The sequence below is a fragment of the Mucilaginibacter sp. Bleaf8 genome (assembly GCF_018390515.1).
GTDB lineage: Bacteria > Bacteroidota > Bacteroidia > Sphingobacteriales > Sphingobacteriaceae > Mucilaginibacter.
The window spans coordinates 676,421-697,876 of the sequence record NZ_JAHBBK010000002.1 but is presented as its reverse complement, the minus strand read 5'-3'; the positions used below and the strand labels follow the sequence as shown (position 1 = coordinate 697,876).

Here is a 21,456-nt window from a genome sequence, read left to right as displayed (position 1 = left end):
GAGATCGCCTTGCCTGCGTCGGCTTTGCCTCGTCAGGCGCCCCCTCCGGCCCCGTCGCTGTCATATTCCGGCGCCCCGAAAAACGGCAAATGCCCTTTTTTGACAGGGCACGGCGGGGTCTCAAGAGACATATTTGGAACATTTTGAAAAACGATTATGCATTAAACTGCTGTTTTCCAAAGCGTTCCAAAGTTTGCACGGTTATTTTTTGGAACATATTTTATTAAAAAAAAGTGCATATAAACATCTAAAAACGTTGTATATATACAACGTTTTTATTATTTTTAAGTATTGAAAGAAACAAAAACAGTTACAAAATGGATTTCCAAAACAACGAAAACAGCTCATTGCAAGGCAATGAAGGCGCTAAGCAAGAATCTAAACCTGTGCAGGCAGTAGTTAAGGCACTTGAAACACCTAAGAAAAAAAAGATTGATGTAAAGCCAGCTTTGAATCTGGACGAGACAATTAAAATTGTTGAGGAACTGCATCGCAAGAAAGAGAAGCGAAACCTATTAGCCAACACTCTTTTAAAGTTGGACAACTTCGTTATTAATTATGAGCGCGAAGATGATTTAGAAGATACTAATAGTAATTACTTTACCGGGTGCATCCTGACTATCAAAGACGAGAACCGAAAAGAGTTTGCAACGAAAAACCCCGTGTTAATAGCGGAGATTGTTGATTTCTTAAAGGAAAAGACGCTTGCAAAAATCACGGAGGTAGAAGCAGAAATTGTAATCAACCTTTAAGTAAAAAAGCCCGGTTAAGGCTGCCACCTTGCCGGGCTTGCATGAATGAAACTTATTCCAATCATTACAAAATGGACGCAATTATAACCCTATTTATAGAACTCACCAATCAAATATTTTGGGAAGGTTATGCCGAGCAATTATCAGCCAGCGACCCAAAGAAGTTTAAACGTGAATTAGCTGATTTCACCGATAGCATACAATAGTTAATAATATCCCTTTATACTGAATTTTGAAGGGGTGCTTTTGAGAATGGTTTAGGGATTAAACAAAACCCCTGAAAACGCACCAGCGCAGCCACCGCTTAATCAAGTGAGTGGCCTTCGCATGGCCGCTTTACTTTTCTTTTTCGTCAAGCGCCCGAAAGAAAAGTAACAAAAGAAAAACGGCTCAACACTACTGGGCCTCTGCTAAAAAGAACATAGGACTAGCTGAAGAACAAAGGTTGATAATAAAGGCATAGATTAATATCTCCATTTTTATCTTTGACTTTTGAAGTGATTCATTATCGTTTGGATTGCTTAAAGTATTTCCATGAATAATATTATGACGTTCAAGTAAAAAATTATTTAGGAAATCTTCCCAAAGTGTATTACTTTTTTTGTCGGTTATCTTATCTGTCGGATGATAGAAACTAGTATCTACGGTATAAGGGTAACTATAAGTCCCACGATTTACATAGTTTTTTAATCTGTCCCGAAGCCTCCTTATCATCGTTTTTTGATTTTCAAAAACTAAATCTAAGTCAGAGCCCTCTAGAGATTTAAAAAAGTTTTTTGTACCGAATTTACCCAATAAAGTTTCGATTATGTTAGGAGCAGGGTTTTTATTATCAACCCATAGAAAAGGTTCAGCTTTAAGTTTTGACGGATAGTCCTTGAATGCTTCGTATAATTTTATTCTAATATTATTTGCCTCTTTGCTGTTAAGGTTTAACTCCGTCCCATTCAAAAAGTAGTTACAATGTGTATTAAAAATATTTCTTTTTACTTGATGAAAGTTTATATTTCGATTAATATCGTCAATCACATCTTTAACTATCTCCTTATAAAGACCTTCAAAGTGACTTACAAGAAGAACATGAGCTGACCGGCATAGAGCTTGATACAGATCAGAATCATGGCGACTTTTTACTGCAAAATCTAATAATACTTGGATTTCGTTGAATCGTTTATCTATTTGCTCAAACCGAAGGTTTAGGTAAGATTGGGTCATTGCAATACTACTTTTGCTTGTTCAATCCTATACTTGAGTTTACTGGTATCAAGGTAACTGCCGGATATTGATTCATAAAAATCTGCATTTCTGAAAAGATCTTGAAAAGCTAAAGCTTTGTCATAAAAGTGATCAATATTTTCATGAAATATCAAATCGTGGCAACTGATTGCGAGTGAATCAAATACTGCAACATTAAATGTCGATTGCAATTTCAAATCACCAGTTTCTAGGAGTTTATATTTCGCAAACGCATTAGGACCAAAGTCTCTTAGTATTATTGCCATCGATTGATTGAACTCAAATTCCATTATTTCCAATTGCAAGGAGCCTACATCTTCATAGGCTTCCATGGTATCTGAAAGAAAGTCTATAAAGCCTTTATCCTTTGTTTTCTTATAATTCGCATACTTGCCATCAATCAAACTAAAGAACCTCAACACTATCTCTACATCCTCCATCTTTCTTACCCTATTACTTTTTTCAGGAAGATCGTTATCGATTTGTAATAATGTCCGATAATTAGAATTGGTACTCAACTTCTTACATAAAGTATTGAATTTTCCACCGTAAACAGCGTTTCTTAACTCTTGCGCTTCTAACTTGATAGATCCTGAATTCAAGCGTTCGAAAATGTCAATTTTTACCTGCGCATCCAAAGTTGAGTCAATACGCAAGCACTTGACTGTTCTTTCTTCGAGTCTTCTAATTAAAAACGGTGGAAGATCTCGATGAAAACAACCATTCAACTCCTCCAGTGTGTCTAAACCTGCTAAAGGATATTTGTCCTTTAAGAAGTTGTAAATTGAAGTCAGCCTTTGCTGTCCGTCAATAACTGAATACCTGTATTCCTCATCATGTGTTTCTGCATCGACATCGATATCTTGCGATATATATATCGTAGGTATTGGTATATTTAATATTAAACTTTCAATTAGTCTAGAAGAGGTCTTATCATCCCACCGATGCCTTCTTTGATATTCAGGATCAAGCTTTATTATATTTTTTTCAATCTTTTTGACCAATGTTTCAAGATCATACTCAATACTTTGAGTTTTGACTGTTCTTTCCTTCGCTTTTTCTTGTAGCGAAGTGAGATTATATTTTAAACTACTCATATGTACTATAATTATTGCTTTTATTAATTACCCCAAAGTTTTTCCTGTATCACATTAAACCCAGCTTTTAGAAGTATTTCTTCCATCCGATCAATAGTAATTTTTCCGTCATTAAAGTATTTTCTTAAAGAACGGCCGGTCGACTCGGATAAGCCTGGTATCTTTTTATGGAAGCCTCTTTCGTCAATTAACTTTTTGAAAGCTTCCTTCGTGGTTAGTCCATCCATATTCAAATATAGTATAAACGTTGTATTTACACAACGGTAAAAACACCTGAATTGCCTGTCGTTTTTATCCACTCTCTCCTGCTGCAATTTCGCAGTAAATGACAACCATCTTTTATAGTGACCTGCTCAAACTGATCGATGCTGCAGACCATAAGGGCGGCGCTGTGATCGGCTCGCTCGTCTACCTCAAGTGTAACCGCACCAAAAAAACCGGTGGTGAATGGGTAAAGCTGGAGAACGTGCAAAAGTGTGGCCTGCCCTTCCATTGCAAGGACCACGAGATGCGCGGCTTTAAAGATGCGACCGGCAAGGTGACACCGGTACACCTGCGCCTGATCTACGAGATCAATAACATGCAAGTAACCCCATGAGTACCCTAATTAAATACAATAACGAAGGCCTGCCGGTATCTGGTTATATCAAAGGCAGTCCGCTCGTGATGAGCGCCTCCAGCTTCGGTGCGCCAGCTGATCAGCCGAAACAACCTGCAGGCCATGTGGCGCCCAATGTGGTTGAAGCCAGAGCGGCGACCCGTTGGGTGCCGTGGGGCCCGACAAACAACTACCCGGTAGAAGCTGCTGCTGATTTCCGTTTGAACGGTATCGCATCCCGAGGCCTGAAGCTCAAAGGTGACATGCTTTATGGCAAACGTGTCGTAGCTTGCAAGGTCAAAGGCTTTGATGATGGTGCCCAGAAGGAAGTGGTCGAGATTGTCAGTGATCCGGAAATCAACCAGTTTTTAACACGTAGTAACATCAACGCTTTCCGTAGCCGGGCGATTACCGATTTCGTGTGGCTCAGCATGATCTTCCCGATATTCCTGCTTAATCCGGACCGCAGCAAGATCTCAATGGTGGTACATGACAAGGCCTCCAAATTCCGCTTTGCGCCTTTCGATGAACAAAAAGGCCGCATTGATAAGGTTTTCCGTTCCGCCAACTGGCCGAATCCGAGCGAAGGGCAATATGAAGAGCTGGCGGCCATTGACAGCTACCTGTATGCGCTGGAGGTTGACCGCATCCGCTACGACAACCAGTACAAATACGTTTACCCCATCCAGAGCTATGATATCCTGAACGATTACTATGCGGTAACCATACAGGAGGCATTACGCAAAAACGGTACCCTCGCGAACTCCAACAGCATACCGGCCATCGTAAAATCGATGATCAAAAATGTGATGTCCATCAAATATCACATCCGTATTCCGCTGAGCTACTGGGAAACTTTGTATCCGAATTTTAAAAAGCTTTCAGATAAAGAACGGGATAAGATCGTAGGAGATAAGCTGCAAGAAATCAACGATTTCCTTAGCGGTCAGGATAACCAGATGAAAGCATTCATCAGCCATTATACCGTTGACCGCATAACCGGCAAGGAGACCGGCTGGGAGATCGTTCCGCTGGATGACAAAATGAAGTACGATTCCTGGACAGGCGTTGATACGGCTGCTGCTGCCCAGATCCTTTTTGCCATCGGCATCAACCCGGCCATCTTCGGCCTGGACTCTCCGAGCGGCGGCATGGGTAACAATGGCGGCTCCAATATCCGCGAAGCCTGGCTAACGCTGATCGCTTCTTCCCAGGGTGAACGGGACACCATTTACAGCTGGTGGCCATTCGTGCGCGAATACAACGGGTACGACCCGGATATCGAGCTGCGCACCATCGACCAGGTACTCACCACACTGGATCAGGGCAAAGGAACATCTAAAACCGTAAGCTAATGAAGATCATCCGTAATACCGCTGACCTCGCCAAATACATCGAGATTAACCCGACCGCGAAATTCAGTTACTTCTCTCCTTCTATCCGTACAGCAGAACGCCGGTACCTCCTGGCCGTTTTAGGCGGTGCGCAATACGCCCGGCTTGCAGCTGCAATTGCTGACCCGTCGCAAATGACGGAAGACCTGCAGGCGCTGGCTGATATTACGCAGGAAGCGCTGGCCAATCTGGCTATGTCGATGGCCGTAACACGTACCGCGCTAACTATTGATGAAAATGGCGCCCGCAGGAACGAAACGGAAAAGATCAAGTCGGCTTTCCAGTACCAGGAGATTGCTTTAAAGGATAGCTATGTACGTGCCGGCTTTGATGCGCTGGATGACCTGCTCGCCCTGATGGAAAGTAAGCCGGAAGCTTACCCGGAATGGTACGGCAGCACCGCCTACCAAACTTACAAGAAGTACTTTATCAGCTCCGGCGTCGAGTTTTCGCAGTATTTCAACATCCGTAATTCCAGGTACACTTTCCTGTCTGTGCTGTATATCCTGCAGCGCGTGGAGCGCTTTGACCTGAAGCCGGCACTTGGCGTTGACCTGTTCCGGAAGATCAAAGCGCAGCTGCTTACCGGTAACGTGGACGAAAACTACCAGGTGTTGCTGGATGAATATATCCGGCCAGCGCTGGCGCTCCTGACCATTTCCTACGCCGTGATAGAAAAAGCAGTTGACGTGAGTGACTTCGGCGTCACCGTCAACGCCATCCAGGATAACAGTAACAGTCAGCAAAAACAGGCCGCGCCACTCGACAAGCTCCGCGAAGTAGCCCAGCAATTACGGGAGCAGGGCTCCAAGTACCTGAAGGAGCTGGCCGACGAGCTGGCACGCAACCCAACTGAATATCCGGACTTCCAGGCGCCGGATACCGACTCGCCCCTATTCAAAATCCAAAATAGTCAAGACAAATCATTTGTAGCAGTATGAGTAAATTAAGTATGGCAACTATTGCAGTTGCTTTAACCCAATTGGGTGTCCATGAGAAAACCGGTAACAATGACGGGCCGGAGGTTGAAAAATACCTGAAAGCCGTAGGCCTGAACAAAGGTAACCCCTGGTGCATGGCCTTCGTGGTTTGGTGCGTGAACACTGCCGGCACGCAGCTGGGTGTACGCAATCCGCTTTTAAAAACCGGTGGCGTGCTGAAGCAGTGGAACGGAACCTTATGTAAACGCACGAAAACGCCCGCACCGGGTTCCATCTTTATCATGGATTTCGGCAAAGGCACCGGCCATACCGGTTTTGTGGAGCGCGTGGAAGGTAACATCATCCACACCATCGAAGGTAACACCAACGATGACGGCAGCCGCGAAGGGATCAAGGTTTGCCGCAGAACACGGAAGGCCGGAACCATTTTAGGCTACATCGAAGTTTAATTATGGCAGCATCACCCAATGAAAAAGAGCTGGCCACCTTCGGTTTCGTGACCGCAAGGATGCGTTCCGGGTTGATTACCGCCATTTTGGGTATGCTGATCATTTCCAACATCTACTTATTAAGAAAGGTATTTGAACTGGAGGATGAAAAGCAGTCGCTGCAACGCGAGCTGTACGACAAGCTGATCAATTACCTGAAGCCGCCCGTAGACCACCTTAACCAGGTCGCAACCAAAGTGGACTCCGTGGCCACTACCATTCAACAGAAAGGAACCCAACCATGAAGAAGTTTTGTATTGCCGCTTTGCTGCTTGTTGCAGCAAGCGGCTCAGGTACTACCCGTAAACACAAGGAATCAACGCAGGATGCCATTTTCCGCAACTCCGTTGCCGAGCTGGCCAGCGCTGCCGATCGTTTGAACCGTAGCGCTGATTCATTGGGAAAAGCTATCACCCATAAAACCCGATAACTATGCAGTTCAGAATAGCGTTGATATTGATTGTTGTACTTTCCAGCTGCAGCCTGTTCAGGAACAAGGTCAAAACAAAGGAGAAAGTAAAAACAGATTCCATAAGTGAAACCCGGTCCGCGTTTCACCTGGTGGATACCGGTTACACACTTACGCGCGAAATGGCCGACAGTGTGCTGCACCAGCCCGAGCAGGTGGTAGAGCGGCTCATGCAAATGGACCAATACCGCCCCTTTTCGGTAGTGGTTGATTCCGGCCGTGTGCGCCTGGAGCTGGATTACAACCCGGCCACCAAAACGCTCCGGGCAAAAGCGACGGCCAAAGCCACTGAGCAGCATCTGAAGGTCGATAAAACCGTACTGGAGAAAAAAGGCCTGACCGTCACCGGTAGCAAGGAAGCCAAAACGGAACTGAAGAAAACAGCAATTAATACCACCACAGATACGAAGCCGAACAGCGGTTTCCTATGGATCGTAGCCGTTATTAGCTGTCTAATAATCGGCAGACTCCTTTTTCTACATTTGAGGAAATGAAGAACCTGGTTATCAAATTAGAGATCAACGGTAAGCTGGAGATTGCCGACATCCACCTGCCTGAAAGCTGGAACGAAGTGCCGGCAGCCGATTATCCGCATTTAGCGAGCCTGTACATGGCCACGGATAAAAAAATGTCCGAACATGATAAGTTTGTCCGGGCGTTCGTGCTTTTGACCTGGCATCACTGGCGCGTGATCGAGCAGCTGCTTCCGGAGGAAATGTACGAGCTGGTGAAACTGGTCGAGTGGGTGTTCAATCAGCTTGATCTGACGGTTAACCATCAACCGGAAATCAAGATTGGTAAACAGGTGCTGATCGGCCCTGCTGATGGTATGGAAAACCTGCGTTTTGCAGAATGGTGTACGGCAAATACCTATGCGCAAAACGTACCGGAAGATGAAACCCTCGAAAGTATGCGCGGTTTAGCCGCCTGTTTGTACCGGCCTGCAGGTGAAGGTAACGAGTATAAGCCCGGTCATGCCACTTACCGCGGCGACCGGCGCGAAAAATTTAACGAGCAGCTGGTAGATAGCCGCATGGCCATGCTGGAAAAGTTGGACGCACCAACGCTCCAGGGCATTTATGTCTGGTTCTGCTCCTGCCGGTATCAGCTGTTCGCGCCTTACGAAAAGCTAAAGCAGCCGGCTGATGGTGGCGAGGCGAACGGCAGCTGGCTGGATGTGTACGATGATCTGCGCGGTGATCCCAAATTCGGAGGCCCGGAGAAACTGGAAGATGACTGGCTGACCTACATTCTATTTTCGCTGGACCGCAACAAAGACAAAATGGACCAGCTCAAATCCCAATACGACATATGACGCTGTTTGAAATTTTTACCTATTTCGAAAATTACGCTATCCGCCATCACGAGCTGCAGCACGTTCCGGATGATGACAGTCAATCCTGTTTTACCGCTGCTAACACCGAAGAAGACAGCGCCGAGAACCTCATCAAGGCCTGCGAGCGTGAACTGGTGATGGTGCTGCTGCCTTACGAGAAAACCATGCTGCCGGTGAAGCAGGAAAGCTTTATCTGGGGTAAAACCATCGTATTCCTGGTATTGAAAAAAGTTAGCCGGTCATCACCAAAGGAAGTAATCCAAGGACAAAGCCAGTGCGAAGAAATCGCAAATGATTTTATTAGCCAGGTCATTGCCGACCGGATGACGAAGCTTTGCATGGTTGATCTCGACAGTTTCCATATGGCGCCGGTCGGCCCCATTGCGGATGACCGTTACGGCTACATCTGTATGTTCAACCTGCAGGATTACTTTGAACACTGGGTAAAACCGGAGCGCTGGAGCGCATAAATCGCTGTCGTTTTTTTGTTGCGGCTATCGCTGCAATTTCGTGCTATGGCAATACGGTTAATCAGCACGCCCAAGGAAATTTCCTTTTCCCGCAATCCAAACATATTTCGCTTTAAAAGCGATGCCCAGCGCTCCTATAATGGCGCTGTTTGCCTCGCTTATTTATACCTGAACATCACCGATGATCAGGATATTCCCTTTACGCTTACCTACGGCAATCAGAAGCTGCCGATGCGCGTCACTACCGTTCCGGATGACAGCGGTTACCAGATCACCAAGATATCAGGCAACGAAAACCATGACGCGCTGATCATCCAGGCCGCTAAGGACCTCAACGCTAACTTTTACCTGAACCGCGATTTTGATATTACCACAGATACGGTGGGCGGTGGTACCCGTTACGTAAAGTTTACGGCCAAGTCGCCCGGTACCGCGTTCAACCTCCAGTCCGACCGGTCTGATTATAACTGTTATGTTTATACAATGCAGTCCGGCGCTGATGAGGTGCTGAATAAAAACTTCCGGCTGTATTATGAGCTATGGGTAGAGAACGCAACCGGTAGCGGTTACGACAAGAAGTCCGAGGCCTACCTGGAGCCGGGCATAACAGGTGAAGCAGCTATCGACCTGAGCCTGCACCTAACCGGCGCTTTACTGGCCGATGGCTATGACCGGCCAAGCTTGAAAAACGCCATCGCGAAGCGTGACATACTTTCCCTCCGGAAATACTACCTGCAGTATGCCGAGGTGTATGGCGATACGCAGGTGATCCGTAAGCTTAACAAAACGGAAACTTTCTATTCCCTGTTGGGCGGTATCAGCAACGAGCTGCTGGAAGAGTTCGCTTTTCCGGAATCATTCACTTCCCAGGGCAAACTCCGTTTCTTAAAGCAGGAACCGCAGGAAAAATACATTCGCCCGGAGCAGCCGGAATTCCTATCGGTGGTTACCTTCAGCCAGGGCTACGCCCAGCTGCAGCTGGCCACCAAAATGTATTTCACTGATGATAGTACGCTGAACCTGCCGGGCGCTGCCTTTCCTGCCGTACCGAAATACACCAAGCTGACCTTTCCGGTAGGTTACGCGCAGAATAACCTGAACCTGGTTGCCGGCGATAAGCAGTTGTACAAATATGAAGTCTACCTGGTGGACGAGCAGGGCGCGACGGTATCGGAAATTAAAACTTACTGGCTGGATGGCGACTATAAGCCCTACACCCGGTATTACCTGTACCTGAGCAGCTGGGGCACTTACGATACGCAAATAACGTATGGCAAAGCCAGCGCTGCCTATGAACTGGTGAAGCAGCAGGCCAACGTGACCCGTGTAGGCGCGTTTCAGCTCATGAACGGTGAGCAGGTCGATTATTCCAACTCGCTGACCAACACGGAAACCATTACCACAGGCTATCGTACCAAACGCGATATCCGACAGTTTAAGGATCTGTTTTTGAGCCGCGACAAGTTCCTGATCCGCAAGGGCCGGGCCTACCCCGTTACCCTGGCATCCAAAGAGATCAGCGAGTTCAAGGATGGTGATGATCTGACCGCGCTCACTTTTGAAATGGGATTTCTGTTCAAAGAGCAGATGTACACCTTCGATGATAAGGACGATGCACCGGCAGCGCTGTACTTCCCGATCATAGTAGGTGGCGGGCCGCCTGCCGATGATGAGCCGGCTGATAAATACGATAGCCGGTATTACCGCAAAACGGAAACCTACAACATCACGCAGGTTGATGATTTCATTGCCCTGATCAATTCCCAGCTGAGCGCCATGAGTATCCAGGAGCGCGAAGATATTCAGGAAGTCATTTTGCAGCTCAAGCAGAAAGCTGATGTAAATCATAACCATGATGACCGGTATATGCCCATTGCAGAAATGCAGGATTTGCTCATCCAGTTGCAGCAGGCGATTGATACCGGTGGCGTTCTGGCCGAAGACATCACCTTTGATATACAGGTCGGTGCCGTAACACAAGGTGCAACGCTGGCCAAGGGCACCAACTTCACACAGGCCATGAAAGCTTTCGCCTACAAGGTTTATTACCCGATTTTGAATTTGCCTAAGTTTTCGCTATCCCATCAGGAACCGGCACAGATTGAAGTGGGCACCGTACTAACCGTTGACCTGGTATTCAATTTCGACCGTGGAAAAATACAGGCCACATGGCCGGGCGGCGTAGATATGCCGATAGTTGGTGAGGCCACCGGCTACCGTTTCTGGAATGCAGATGAATCCGGCTTCCAGATTGTTGGCGGAACTAACTATCAAAAGCAAAACTATATGGTACTGCCGGGCGCTAACAGCTTTAAGGCCGATGTGATTTACAATGCCGGGCCGCAGCCGAAAGACAGCAAGGGCAATAATTTCGGTGGCGCTATGCAGGCCGGTATCTCGGATAAGGTCAGCGCATCGTTTACCGGTCTGTATAAACATTTCTGGTCAGCGGTCGGCGCTAACCCGGCAACCGCAGCCGAAGGTCGCCTCGGTAACTCGGCCTGGAGTACCGCTAACACCTTTACCGTAGCTACCGGCATCACGCTCACCCGATGGGCGGTAATTATCGCACCAGGTAAAAAGGTTGCCAAAGTGATGGACACCACCACCAATAACGATATCACGACCGAGTACCAGCTGCTCGATAGCAATTTCAGCGTCAATGATGCCGGTGGTAGCCCGGTATTCGGCTTTAAACTTTATGTGAAGTCACAATCCGGTACTTATGACAGCTCACACGATCATGTATTTACCCTTACGAATAATTAACAATGGCAGATAACGCAGCAGCAGTACAAAACGCTGGCGCATATAAAAGAACAGTAGCCGGTAACATTGACTGGTATTATGGCGGTGGCGATATCGCCTGGATCGACAAAGCCTCGGCCATTGCCGGTGTGCCGCTCTGGAGGCGCTCAGGCCAAACAATCGGAATACTCGAAAACAATAAAGTAGTTGAATACATTTGGCACCCTTCTGATCTAAGCGACAGTGCACTTACCAAAAAGTTCGATGTGATCAGCTCGTCTGGTGGTACCATTCGAGGCCAGGTATATCTGAACAACGGTACCAATACTACGCCCAAATGGTCAGCTGACCCAAACACCGGTGACCGGCATGATCAGTTTGCGCAAGGTACCAATGAAGAAGACAATCTTTACATCTTTGAGTGGCTCAATGATCTGAACGACGGTAACGGCTGGCTATTTCGCAAAAACGATAACGGCCGTTATCAGGATATCTTCAAGATCTTGCAGAATGGTTTGCAGCATAAAGGCAAAACCGTACCCATCGGTACCGGAACTAACCTGCAGTTTATTGATGGTACCGGAACTATCCGTAACCTTACTGATCTGAGTAACTATGTGGTGTTAACCTATAACGCCACGACGAACGTCTATTCCGGTACGCTTACGCCCGCCATAACCGGTTACACGGTTGGCCAACCTGTTATTGTCCGTGTGCAAAACGCTAATAACGCCGTTAACACGCAGATCACATTGAACGGCCTGGCATCGGTTCAGATTTACAAGAATAACGGCACAAGCCTATCAGCCGGTGATTTGCAGCCCGGCATATATACGTTGGTGTATGGCCCGAATGCCGCCTTCTACCTGCAAGGTGCGGCCGCTCAGTCTTCAACCTTTGCCCAGGTAACTGGCCAGCCTGCCGATAACCCGGCGCTGAAAACAGCATTTGACGATGCGAAGAACCGGGCAAACCATACCGGTACGCAGGCAGCCAGTACCATCAGTGACTTCAAACAAGCGGTTCAGCAATCATTAAACAAGAGTTATACTATAGGATATAGTTTCCCGAATAAAGAATGGCCGGAACTTTATGAAGAGCAAGGCATTATCAGCGCAATTAACCTGTTCAATGTCTCTTCATTTCAATATAGCATAGATAATGGTACCAGTTACATCACGCCAACCTTGCCATTGCCTGTTGATGGATCAAAAAATATTAAAATACCGGCTGGTACCTGGGTGCGCTGGCGTATTACTTATGCGCCGAATATGGCCCTTGCAGGTGTTAACATCAAACTTTTACCCTAATGATTTACGAATTAGCAAAAGGTATCATCTGGGATACCGACTTACCGCTTTACGCACAACAACCCGAAGCGCAGGAACTGGCTTACACGGCCATGTGGGAAAATCCCATTAACGAAAGTACTGAACCAACGCTCAACGGCTATCACCGTACATTGACGCAGGTGTATGCTATGGGCAATTACTTTTTAAATGTGCAGTATGTGTACAATGAGCTGCCCACTTCTAAAGAATGGGCCGGGCTTGACAATATCTTTTACACTTTAACAACAACTATCGATGGCTAATACTTTCAGAGCAATTGTACCGGCTGGCCTCTTAGCCTATTACGTAAGTAAAGCAGGCAGTGACAGCAATGATGGCTTAACACCTGATACACCCAAAGCAACTATCTCCGGCGTTATGGCTGCTATTGCCGCTTTATCAGCAGCTACAGCTGTATATATTATTATTGGTGCCGGTGTTTATGAAGAAGCGGTAAATTCCAGTAATAAAATGGCACAGGGTTCACAAATGGTTGCTGACGGGCAGGTAACCTTTCGCGGTAACGGTGTTAACACTTTTTCTTTGAGCGTTTCTCCCGGCTGTACGGTCTACGGCTGCAACTTTGAAAATTATGCTGCCATTGCATTTAGAAACGGGATAAATAACTGTATAATCCGAAATTGCCCTAATGTTTCGCCTGGCATCGTTGGTGCAAGCATTAGTAATTGCCTGATAATTGGCGCAACGATTGCCAGCAGGCCGACCTCAATAAGCTCAATTTTTCTTGATTGCAGTTTTCCGGGTGGGTTAAACAACTTCAAAGCTACCTACTTCAATGGGAACTGTACAATAACGATGGCAATGGAAACCGTGACCAGCGTGGGAAACGTGGACTACAACAACATTATGGGTATGCTGCGAAACGGTACGAACGGCACTTACAAGTCCCTCGCTGATTTCAAAGCTGATTATCCAGGCTACTTCCTGAATTGCATTAACCTGCCGCCAAAGTTCAATAACCCGGCTAAATATGATTTTACCCTGCAAGCTGATAGTCCGCACATAGGTGCCGGCAATAGTGACGGAACGCTCAATATAGGCGGCACGAGTTACGGTGTGCCCTTCGTGGCCGGGGTTGCGCCGCAATGGCTGGAGCCAAACGCCGTGATCAGCCGGAGTGATGGACAGAACCCCGACCTAGTGATGAGCGGTACAGATTTGGTTTTAGCACAGGGAAAGGCATCCGGCACTATAACTTCCGCACCGATGCGTATTTCATTAAACCCCGCAGCCATTCAGCTGATGCAGTACAACGGCTTTTTAGGGTTTAATAAAAGCCAGCCAGGCGGTTCGGCCACCAATAACAACGTACCTGATGCGAATATCTATGCCGGCAGCGCTGCCAATGGCGGCGGCAATCCCGACCGGTTATCATATGAAATGCGCTGGACTGATAATGATACGATGCCTGGTTCAGATGTTGACTGGACAGTAACGCCGATTGTAGCACCGGGTAGTTTCCTTCGTTTTGAATGGAACACGCAGCCGCTGTTTGATACGATGGGCTTTGGTAACGGCAGCGCATCATTCAACAAGAATGCCAGCCTTTCACCGGTATCAGCCGTTTGGATCCAAATTCGGGTAACCTTAACTAACAACTATGTTTAGTATAACCGTCGTAGCCAAACCCGCACAGTTCCTTGAGCCGCTGAAGGGTTTTAAGGGACTTACCATAACCACCAATAAGAAGCAAACGATGGAGCCGCTGATCGGCTTCAAAGGAATAAGTGTGGCGCTGCCATCAATTCAAACAGGCAGCGCCATCAAAATTGTGCATTACCGCTAAACAAAAAAAACCCGCAGACTATGCGGGTTTTGTATCGGCTAAAATAAACTTGAACGGCTCTTACATAATGTCCATTTGTTAAACTACTCGTAGTAATCAACCTGTTAAGGCACATTAAGTTTAGATTATTTTCTGTAAAAAATAATAGTGATAACATAACATGCAAAAGCCCGCGCTCGCCGCAGGCTTTTGTGAGGTTCAAAAAATACTATGACGAAAGCCCTATTTGAGCTTATAAGTGGGATTAAATGAAGTTAAAAAATATTCTTATAAGTTTTATATCATAAATGATAAAATTAATAAAAGACGGCCAGTACCTGGAGTTGGAAAACGGTGAAGCCATCACCATTGAATACATTTCAACTATCTTTAACGATGAAGCCGAATTCAACGGCTCGTACTCCTACCCTGTCCGGGCACCATTTAGCGAGAAAAACAACGACCTCTTAAAAAATGCGTGCCTGGTAGAGAACCGCTCGGCCAGAGGTGAGTCGATGGTTACTATCGAGATATTCGGCCAGCCCTGGAAGCAGGCCAAACTTTCCTTTGACGTAACGCCGGAAGGTTATAGTTTTTACTGCAAGATCGACAACGCGGAATTCGCCAAGATCATCAAAGAAAAGTTGCTGACCGATATTTTTATTAATACGAATGCCGGCAGCTTTGTGGATCACGTGTATGACCTGCTCGGCAGCAGCCGCCTGGAGGTACTGAACACCCTGAACGACCGGGCGCAAAATCCGGGAAAAGGCAGCTGCGTGTTTTTTCCTTTTAAAAATGACCTGATGCTGGGCGGTACTTCGCCCGATTCGGGTAGCCTGGACTATGACTCCAGTGTTGACCTGTTCAACTATCACACGCCTGACCGTGGCTTTGCGCCTATGGCCTACGATGGTGCGAACGCCCGGACACACTTTTATGTGCCGTTCTACTACCTGCACTGGGTGATTAAAAAACTTTGCCTTTACCTGGGCTTTGAGCCCACCGGTGATTTCTTTCTTGATCCTCGTACCGCTAACCTCGTTATCTTCAATACCGGCTTTATCGGAATGAACGACATTTTTGCCACCGATGGCTGCAAGCTGGCACCTGCCCGGCACCTGCCAAGCATCAAGATTGCGGATTTCATCAAGAAACTGCGCTCCACTTTTAAGCTGGGTATATATTTTGATGGCAAGGAGCGCAAAGCAATCTTTACCTATTCGCCCCGTATTGCCGCTTCGCCTGAAGCCGTGGATATAACCGGTTACACGGAACCAGGTTATACCATCAAACAATATGTGGCCACCGGTTACGAGCTCGTGCAGCCGATCGATGAAAAGGATGACCTATTCAGCGCCTTCAGCTATGTGAACAGCTACTTCATCGGAGACAATACCGAACCGCAGAAACTCGAAAGTTTTATCGGTACCACCTTTATGTCCAGCACACAGGAACCGAGGCGGGAAACCAACAATACCTGGCGCATCCCGCGCGTGCGCATGCTCGGTAACGGCTTCACTGCGCAAGCCGCCTCCAGCGAGGCCTACAATGAGCAGGGCTATTATAAAAATGCGTTTGACCTCCGCTTACTGGCCTACCACGGTATGCAGTACGATTCGGCCTACCAGCAATACCCCTATGCCTCCAGCGACAACCTGAACAGTTTCGGACAGGAAACGGAAAACCAGATTTCCCTTTGGCTGGGTACCCGGCGCGGCATGATCAACGAGTTTTTAAAAGAATGGATCTTGTTCTACCTGCGCACGGAGCAGGTGGAGCTGACCGCCTTTTTGCCTCCGGAGCTGCTGTTCAAGCTTTCGCCATTGCGCAAACTAACCTGGACAACGCCTACACAGGCGCTCATGCCGGCCATGCTCAGTCAGATCAGCTTCGAGACGGTTGACCTTTATGATGACCGCATTGGCGCCAAGCTGCTGGTGTACCCGATCTACAACCAGGCGGCATCTGATGTAAAACAGTTTGTTGAGTTCCAGCCGGGCGAGATTGAGAACCCGGGCGAAATCTATGTGAAGCTTCGCATGGACGTGTACAAGGAAGAGAAGATCCGGGTCATTAACCAGATCATCATACTGTCCAGGTACGTGAACGGTTACCTTGACTTTTTCAGTGACCCGGAATGCACCAAGCCCCGCAACGTCAGCAACCTGCCCATCAATATGTTTTATAAATACCGTGGCGCTAATTCGCGGAACTACGTGGATAAGCCGTTTACGGTGTACGCCAGCGGCACCAGTCACCAGGTGATGGAAGACTTAGGCATTGACCAAACTGTATACTACAAAAGCTCCAAAGACTACTGGAACAAGTATTACGAACTGCATCCGGGTCCTGATTACCACGTGATTTCCTGAAAGTACCTGTCGTTTTTTTCGGCCTGATCCGGTGGCAATTTCGGGTCAATGGCATCAAGAGAAGAAGTAAGGCGAGTCTCCATTTTCATCAATGGCAGTGAGGCCGACATGACCTTAAAGAACCTGGAAGCAGGTTCGCGAAAACTACGTAACCAGCTGGCCCAACTCATTCCGGGCACCGAAGAGTTTAAGCGGAAAATGATGGAACTCCGGCAGGTCAACCGCGTGCTGCAGGACGTTCAGAACGATATACGCGGCGTTGGCGGCGCCTTTGGCTGGCTGAAAACCGAGATCGGTAAACTGGGTGTACTGGCTACCGGCTTTCTCGGCTTTCAGTTCGTTACCGACCAGTTCCGCAACATCATCAGCCAGAATGCAAAGCTGGCCGATAGCATTGCCGATATCCAGAAAACCACCGGCATGAGCGAAGCAGCTGTCAAAAGGCTGCAATCTTCATTTAAACAGATCGACACCCGCTCGTCCCGGGCGGAACTCAGCAGTTTGGCCGAAGTGGCCGGTAAACTCGGTATTACCGGTGAGGAAAACGTCCTGGGATTTGTTAAAGCAGCTGACCAGATCAACGTTGCCCTGGGCAAAGATTTGGGCAATGCCGAAGGCGCTATCAATGACCTGGGTAAACTGACAGAAATCTTTAAGATCAAAGATGCCTACGGACTGGAGCAGGCCCTGCTTAAAACCGGTTCGGCCATCAATGACCTGGGCGCAGCCGGTACGGCCAATGAGGGTTACATAGTAGAATTTACCAAACGGCTCGGTGGTATCGCACCGCAGGCCAAAATCAGCATTCAGGATATTCTCGGTTTAGCGGCGACCATGGACGAGCTGGGCCAACCGGCTGAAGCCGCGTCCACCGCCATCAGCCAGTTCGTAATGGGGCTGGGTAAGGATATTCCGAAGTTTGCCAAGGTTGCGGGTTTGAGTGTTGCTGAGTTCAGCAAGCTACTGGCCACGGATGGCAACCAGGCGCTGATCGCGGTACTGAAGAATTTAAAATCATCCGGTGAAGGTATCGGCGCTATGGCCGAAAGCATGGGCATGATCGGTGAAGAGGGTGCCAGGGCGACGGCAGCGCTGGGCCTTTTGACTAATAACCTGGAGCTTTTGCAGGAACGGCAAAAGATGGCTAAAAGCTCGTTTGATGAGGGTATCTCACTGACGAACGAATACAACGTTAAGAACAACAACTTTGCGGCTACGCTGGAAAAGCTCGGTAAGAAGTTCAACGCGCTTACTTCAAACTCCAATCTGACCACCTTCCTGATCGCCCTGGTTAAAGCTACTTCCGCCTTTATTGACGGACTGAACAAAGCTATGGGCTTTATTTCGGCCGTTACTAAACTGGTCATCGTGGGTGCCGTGGCGTATGGCGCTTACAATGCCGTACTCGGTATCACGATACTGCTGCAAAAAGACTGGATCGCCACGCTCAAGGCAACCGAGGCCTATACAAAATTGGTCACGCTGGCCACGGCTGCGCAGAAAGTAGTAGTCGCCCTGATGCGTGGTGAATGGGCACTGGCCAAAACCGAGATGGCCGCGTTCAACGTGGTAGCCGGCGCCAACCCGATCGGGTTAATTGTGGCCAGTATTGCCGCTGTGATCACTGCCCTGGTATTGTTTAAATCCGAGGTCAACAATGCAGTCAAGGTTCAGGAAATGATGAACAAGGTTCACCAGGAAGGAGCCGATAAGATCATCGATGAAAAGACCAAAGTTGAGCAGTTGCAGGCTATCCTCAAAAGTGAAACAGCAACAAGGTATGAAAAGCTTCAGGCAGTGGCAAGGCTTCGGGAGATAATGCCGGAACATTTAAAATCCTATTCAGATGAACAGGTGCTTGCCTTAAAAGCAACGGACGCTATCGCAGGATATATACGCCAGTTGGAACGACGGGCCAACGCGGAAGCAGCCTTTGAGCAGATGAAGGAACTTCAGAAGCAACGCCAAACCGTCATGCGGGAGGGTAAAGACCTGAATGTTGCACAATGGGTAGGTGTAATAGCCAGGGATATTACTTTTCAGGATGGCCAGGGATATTTGGATAGAACTAAAAATTTCAATAAGGAAGAAGCGCTCCAATTGATAGACCAGCAGATGGAGGCGCTCAAGGCCAACTTTGGTGAAGACATCAAAAAGAATTTAATCACAGATACCGAAAATGGTGGTAGTGCCGGCTTCGATCTGAAGAATTCAACCAAAGATCAGCTGGAAGAGCAGCTAGCCAAAGACACGAAAGCCATCGCTCAGTTAAAGCGTGGTACCGAGGAATATAACAAGGTAGCTACTGAGATGGTGGCTATCCGCAAACGCTTAAAGGAGATTAGTATCGATACCGGTATAGGTGGCGGTGGTAAAGAAGAAGATCCTGTTAAAAAAGCGAAACGGCAGTTTAACCAGCTTCAGAAAGAAGTAAAGGAGCTGTATGGTAAATCGAGCGAAGAGGCGATGGCCGCTAATTCCCGTGAGATCAAGGCCGCTTCTGATAAGTACCAAAAGCTGATTGATAAGGAAAAAGCGTTCCTGCTGCAAAAAGGTGTTAGCAAGGCACAGGCTGCAACGACTAATGAGAACATTGAAAAGCTGGAAGCCGATCAGGCGCAGGCCGTTAACAACATCATTTTTCGGCAGGAAAAAGAGCTGACCGATAAAGTGCTGGCGCTTCGCCGGTCGCTGGCTAACGCCCACGAAACCGAACTACAGAAAGAAAGCGTCCGCATCAATGCCTTTTATGATGAACAGCAGGAAAACGCCCTCGACTTGGAGGAGTGGATGTACTTGGAAGAAAACCGCGCAAAAGAAATTGCCGACGCGAAGATTCGGGAAGAAAAACGCCTGCAGGATACGATTGAAGAGCTGAAGCAGCAAGGGGTGGTGTCCGCCTCCGACAAGGATAAGATTGAGCTTGCCCGGATCAATAAAAAGTATGATGATCAGATTGACGCTCTTAAGAGGAACTTTGAAAAGCGGAAAGACTTAGAGGAAAAGTTTCAAGAGGCTCTTGGCGTAATAGAAAAGAACCGAAAAAATGAAACGGCACAATATGAAAAGGAAAAGGACAAGGAAGTAAAACAGGCTATCGAACAGGCAGCTTATGAAACGACCCGTGCTATATCAGATGCTTTCTTTGAAGTTGGAGCGAATAACCGCCGAGCCGAAACAGATGCACAGCTCGCCTCGCTCGACAAGCGTAAAGAAAAAGAACTGCAAAATAAAAACCTGACCGAAGCGCAAAAGCAGGCCATTGAAGATAAGTACGATAAGCAGGCCGCCCAGATCAAGCTCAAAGCCTGGAAAGCGGATCAGGCGGCAAAGCGTACACAGGCTATTATCAACGGAGCGCTAGCCGTTACTATGGCACTGGCCTCTTCGCCCTGGCCGTTCAACCTCATAAATGCCGCTGCCGTTGCAGCAGCTACCGCTGTTCAGGTGGTAAAGATTGGCAAAGAGAAACCGCCGCAGTATGAGGACGGTGGTTATTCGTCCGTTGATTATAAGAAGCCACAAGGCTGGGTGCGCAGCCCTACCCTGTTTAAAAACAGCGCGAGCGGCCGTGAGTATACTGCAGGTGAGAAATTCAAAACCGAATACATTGTGAGCAGTGAGCAGCTGAAGGACCCGGTGATCTCCGATTTCGTTGGGGCAATGGAAGCTAACCGCGGTGTGCGCCGCTTCGAAGCCGGTGGCTTTAGCAATGCGGTAAAAAAGGTTCAACAGCCGGTAACCGTTCAAACGCCGGCAGCGCCAGCTCCTCCACCCGTTGACCTCTCGCCATTAGTTGACGAGATGCGCATGACCCGCCATGCAGTGGCCAACATGAAGCTGACGTTCAGCAACAGGATATTCAAAAAGAACGAAGAAAAAATGCAGGAGATTTTAGATAATGTCAACGCCTGATAACTTAAACGCCCAGAACAATGCGGTCAAGGGGTGGTTTGGAACCACCTACCGTAAAATTAAAGGCCGGTATATGCGCCTTGTCACCAGTGCCAACCGAAGTGGTGACAGCCTTGACCGGCTGAAGTATAAAACTAAATCCAAATACGGTGAGGTTGACCAGGGCGGTTTCATCTTTGACCGCCACTTGGTATTCGTGCACAAAGGTGCGGGTAAAGGACATGGCGGTACGAAAGGCTCCAGCTGGATCGGGCCCAACGGTGAGCGTAAACGAACCAATCCCAACTCATTCGGCAAAATGAATACTGGTGAGCGGCAAGCCGAAGAGTGGCTGAACCCGGTACTGGAGGAAGAGGTACCAAAGCTGGCGGATATTGTTGCCGGCTTTAAAGCTGATGCTGCTGTAAAGCAAATACAGATTAAGTAGATGGATAATGCTGGCTAAGTTGATATAAGCGCTTGGATAATATTTATTAACAATCAGTGATTTAACCCGATTTGATTGGCTATTATCCATTAT

22 protein-coding genes are annotated in these 21,456 nt (G+C 47.6%); 19 read left to right on the top strand and 3 right to left on the bottom strand.

The window, feature by feature from the left end; all coding sequences use genetic code 11:
- Positions 1–317 precede the first annotated feature (317 nt).
- Both KHS38_RS11795 and KHS38_RS22360 read left to right on the top strand, forming a co-directional pair.
- Positions 318–752 (top strand): hypothetical protein, encoded by a 435-nt coding sequence (locus KHS38_RS11795; RefSeq protein WP_213488747.1) that lies wholly within the window; start codon positions 318–320, stop codon positions 750–752.
- A gap of 71 nt (positions 753–823) precedes the next feature.
- Positions 824–958 (top strand): hypothetical protein, encoded by a 135-nt coding sequence (locus KHS38_RS22360; protein WP_283770000.1) that lies wholly within the window; start codon positions 824–826, stop codon positions 956–958.
- A gap of 190 nt (positions 959–1,148) precedes the next feature.
- Here the strand turns inward: KHS38_RS22360 and KHS38_RS11790 are convergent, their stop codons facing one another.
- The 3 genes from KHS38_RS11790 to KHS38_RS11780 are packed head-to-tail and all read right to left on the bottom strand — an operon-like array spanning position 1,149 to position 3,312.
- Positions 1,149–1,967 (bottom strand): HEPN domain-containing protein, encoded by an 819-nt coding sequence (locus KHS38_RS11790; RefSeq protein ID WP_213488746.1) that lies wholly within the window; start codon positions 1,965–1,967, stop codon positions 1,149–1,151.
- The gene (locus KHS38_RS11785; protein ID WP_213488745.1) at positions 1,964–3,085 is read right to left on the bottom strand and encodes a DUF262 domain-containing protein; all 1,122 of its coding nucleotides are present in this window, start codon (positions 3,083–3,085) and stop codon (positions 1,964–1,966) included. Before KHS38_RS11785 ends, KHS38_RS11790 begins: the two co-directional genes overlap by 4 nt.
- 23 nt (positions 3,086–3,108) lie before the next feature.
- A complete protein-coding gene (locus KHS38_RS11780) occupies positions 3,109–3,312 on the bottom strand; it encodes a hypothetical protein (RefSeq protein WP_213488744.1) in 204 nt (67 codons plus the stop codon).
- Between the two features lie 98 nt (positions 3,313–3,410).
- Between KHS38_RS11780 and KHS38_RS11775 the strand changes: the two genes are divergently transcribed.
- The 17 genes from KHS38_RS11775 (at position 3,411) to KHS38_RS11695 (ending at position 21,363) form a co-directional block, all read left to right on the top strand.
- Entirely contained in the window at positions 3,411–3,683 is a 273-nt protein-coding gene (locus KHS38_RS11775; protein ID WP_213488743.1) for a hypothetical protein, read from the top strand.
- The gene (locus KHS38_RS11770) at positions 3,680–5,038 is read left to right on the top strand and encodes a hypothetical protein (protein ID WP_213488742.1); all 1,359 of its coding nucleotides are present in this window, start codon (positions 3,680–3,682) and stop codon (positions 5,036–5,038) included. Before KHS38_RS11775 ends, KHS38_RS11770 begins: the two co-directional genes overlap by 4 nt.
- On the top strand, positions 5,038–6,018 hold the full coding sequence (locus tag KHS38_RS11765) for a DUF6712 family protein (protein WP_213488741.1): 981 nt from the start codon (positions 5,038–5,040) through the stop codon (positions 6,016–6,018). The genes KHS38_RS11770 and KHS38_RS11765 overlap by 1 nt, the downstream gene beginning before the upstream one ends.
- On the top strand, positions 6,015–6,467 hold the full coding sequence (locus tag KHS38_RS11760; protein WP_213488740.1) for a CHAP domain-containing protein: 453 nt from the start codon (positions 6,015–6,017) through the stop codon (positions 6,465–6,467). Before KHS38_RS11765 ends, KHS38_RS11760 begins: the two co-directional genes overlap by 4 nt.
- A gap of 2 nt (positions 6,468–6,469) precedes the next feature.
- Positions 6,470–6,751 carry a hypothetical protein gene (locus KHS38_RS11755; protein WP_213488739.1) on the top strand — a complete coding sequence of 94 codons (282 nt, stop codon included), beginning with the start codon at positions 6,470–6,472 and terminating at the stop codon, positions 6,749–6,751.
- On the top strand, positions 6,748–6,936 hold the full coding sequence (locus KHS38_RS11750) for a hypothetical protein (protein ID WP_213488738.1): 189 nt from the start codon (positions 6,748–6,750) through the stop codon (positions 6,934–6,936). Before KHS38_RS11755 ends, KHS38_RS11750 begins: the two co-directional genes overlap by 4 nt.
- 2 nt (positions 6,937–6,938) lie before the next feature.
- Positions 6,939–7,469: a hypothetical protein gene (locus KHS38_RS11745; RefSeq protein WP_213488737.1), complete on the top strand. Its 531-nt coding sequence runs from the start codon at positions 6,939–6,941 to the stop codon at positions 7,467–7,469.
- Positions 7,466–8,290: a hypothetical protein gene (locus KHS38_RS11740; protein ID WP_213488736.1), complete on the top strand. Its 825-nt coding sequence runs from the start codon at positions 7,466–7,468 to the stop codon at positions 8,288–8,290. The genes KHS38_RS11745 and KHS38_RS11740 overlap by 4 nt, the downstream gene beginning before the upstream one ends.
- Entirely contained in the window at positions 8,287–8,781 is a 495-nt protein-coding gene (locus KHS38_RS11735) for a hypothetical protein (RefSeq protein ID WP_213488735.1), read from the top strand. The genes KHS38_RS11740 and KHS38_RS11735 overlap by 4 nt, the downstream gene beginning before the upstream one ends.
- A 45-nt stretch (positions 8,782–8,826) precedes the next feature.
- Positions 8,827–11,550, top strand: coding sequence for a hypothetical protein (locus KHS38_RS11730; protein ID WP_213488734.1), 2,724 nt, complete (start codon positions 8,827–8,829; stop codon positions 11,548–11,550).
- A gap of 2 nt (positions 11,551–11,552) precedes the next feature.
- Positions 11,553–12,839: a hypothetical protein gene (locus tag KHS38_RS11725; RefSeq protein WP_213488733.1), complete on the top strand. Its 1,287-nt coding sequence runs from the start codon at positions 11,553–11,555 to the stop codon at positions 12,837–12,839.
- Positions 12,839–13,123 carry a hypothetical protein gene (locus KHS38_RS11720; RefSeq protein WP_213488732.1) on the top strand — a complete coding sequence of 95 codons (285 nt, stop codon included), beginning with the start codon at positions 12,839–12,841 and terminating at the stop codon, positions 13,121–13,123. The genes KHS38_RS11725 and KHS38_RS11720 overlap by 1 nt, the downstream gene beginning before the upstream one ends.
- The gene (locus KHS38_RS11715) at positions 13,116–14,489 is read left to right on the top strand and encodes a hypothetical protein (protein ID WP_213488731.1); all 1,374 of its coding nucleotides are present in this window, start codon (positions 13,116–13,118) and stop codon (positions 14,487–14,489) included. Before KHS38_RS11720 ends, KHS38_RS11715 begins: the two co-directional genes overlap by 8 nt.
- The gene (locus tag KHS38_RS11710; protein ID WP_213488730.1) at positions 14,482–14,667 is read left to right on the top strand and encodes a hypothetical protein; all 186 of its coding nucleotides are present in this window, start codon (positions 14,482–14,484) and stop codon (positions 14,665–14,667) included. Before KHS38_RS11715 ends, KHS38_RS11710 begins: the two co-directional genes overlap by 8 nt.
- 287 nt (positions 14,668–14,954) lie before the next feature.
- Entirely contained in the window at positions 14,955–17,021 is a 2,067-nt protein-coding gene (locus tag KHS38_RS11705) for a hypothetical protein (RefSeq protein WP_213488729.1), read from the top strand.
- Positions 17,022–17,069: 48 nt separating this feature from the next.
- Complete coding sequence (locus KHS38_RS11700) at positions 17,070–20,936, top strand: phage tail tape measure protein (protein ID WP_213488728.1); 3,867 nt, start codon at positions 17,070–17,072, stop codon at positions 20,934–20,936.
- A complete protein-coding gene (locus tag KHS38_RS11695) occupies positions 20,923–21,363 on the top strand; it encodes a hypothetical protein (RefSeq protein WP_213488727.1) in 441 nt (146 codons plus the stop codon). Before KHS38_RS11700 ends, KHS38_RS11695 begins: the two co-directional genes overlap by 14 nt.
- Positions 21,364–21,456 lie beyond the last annotated feature (93 nt).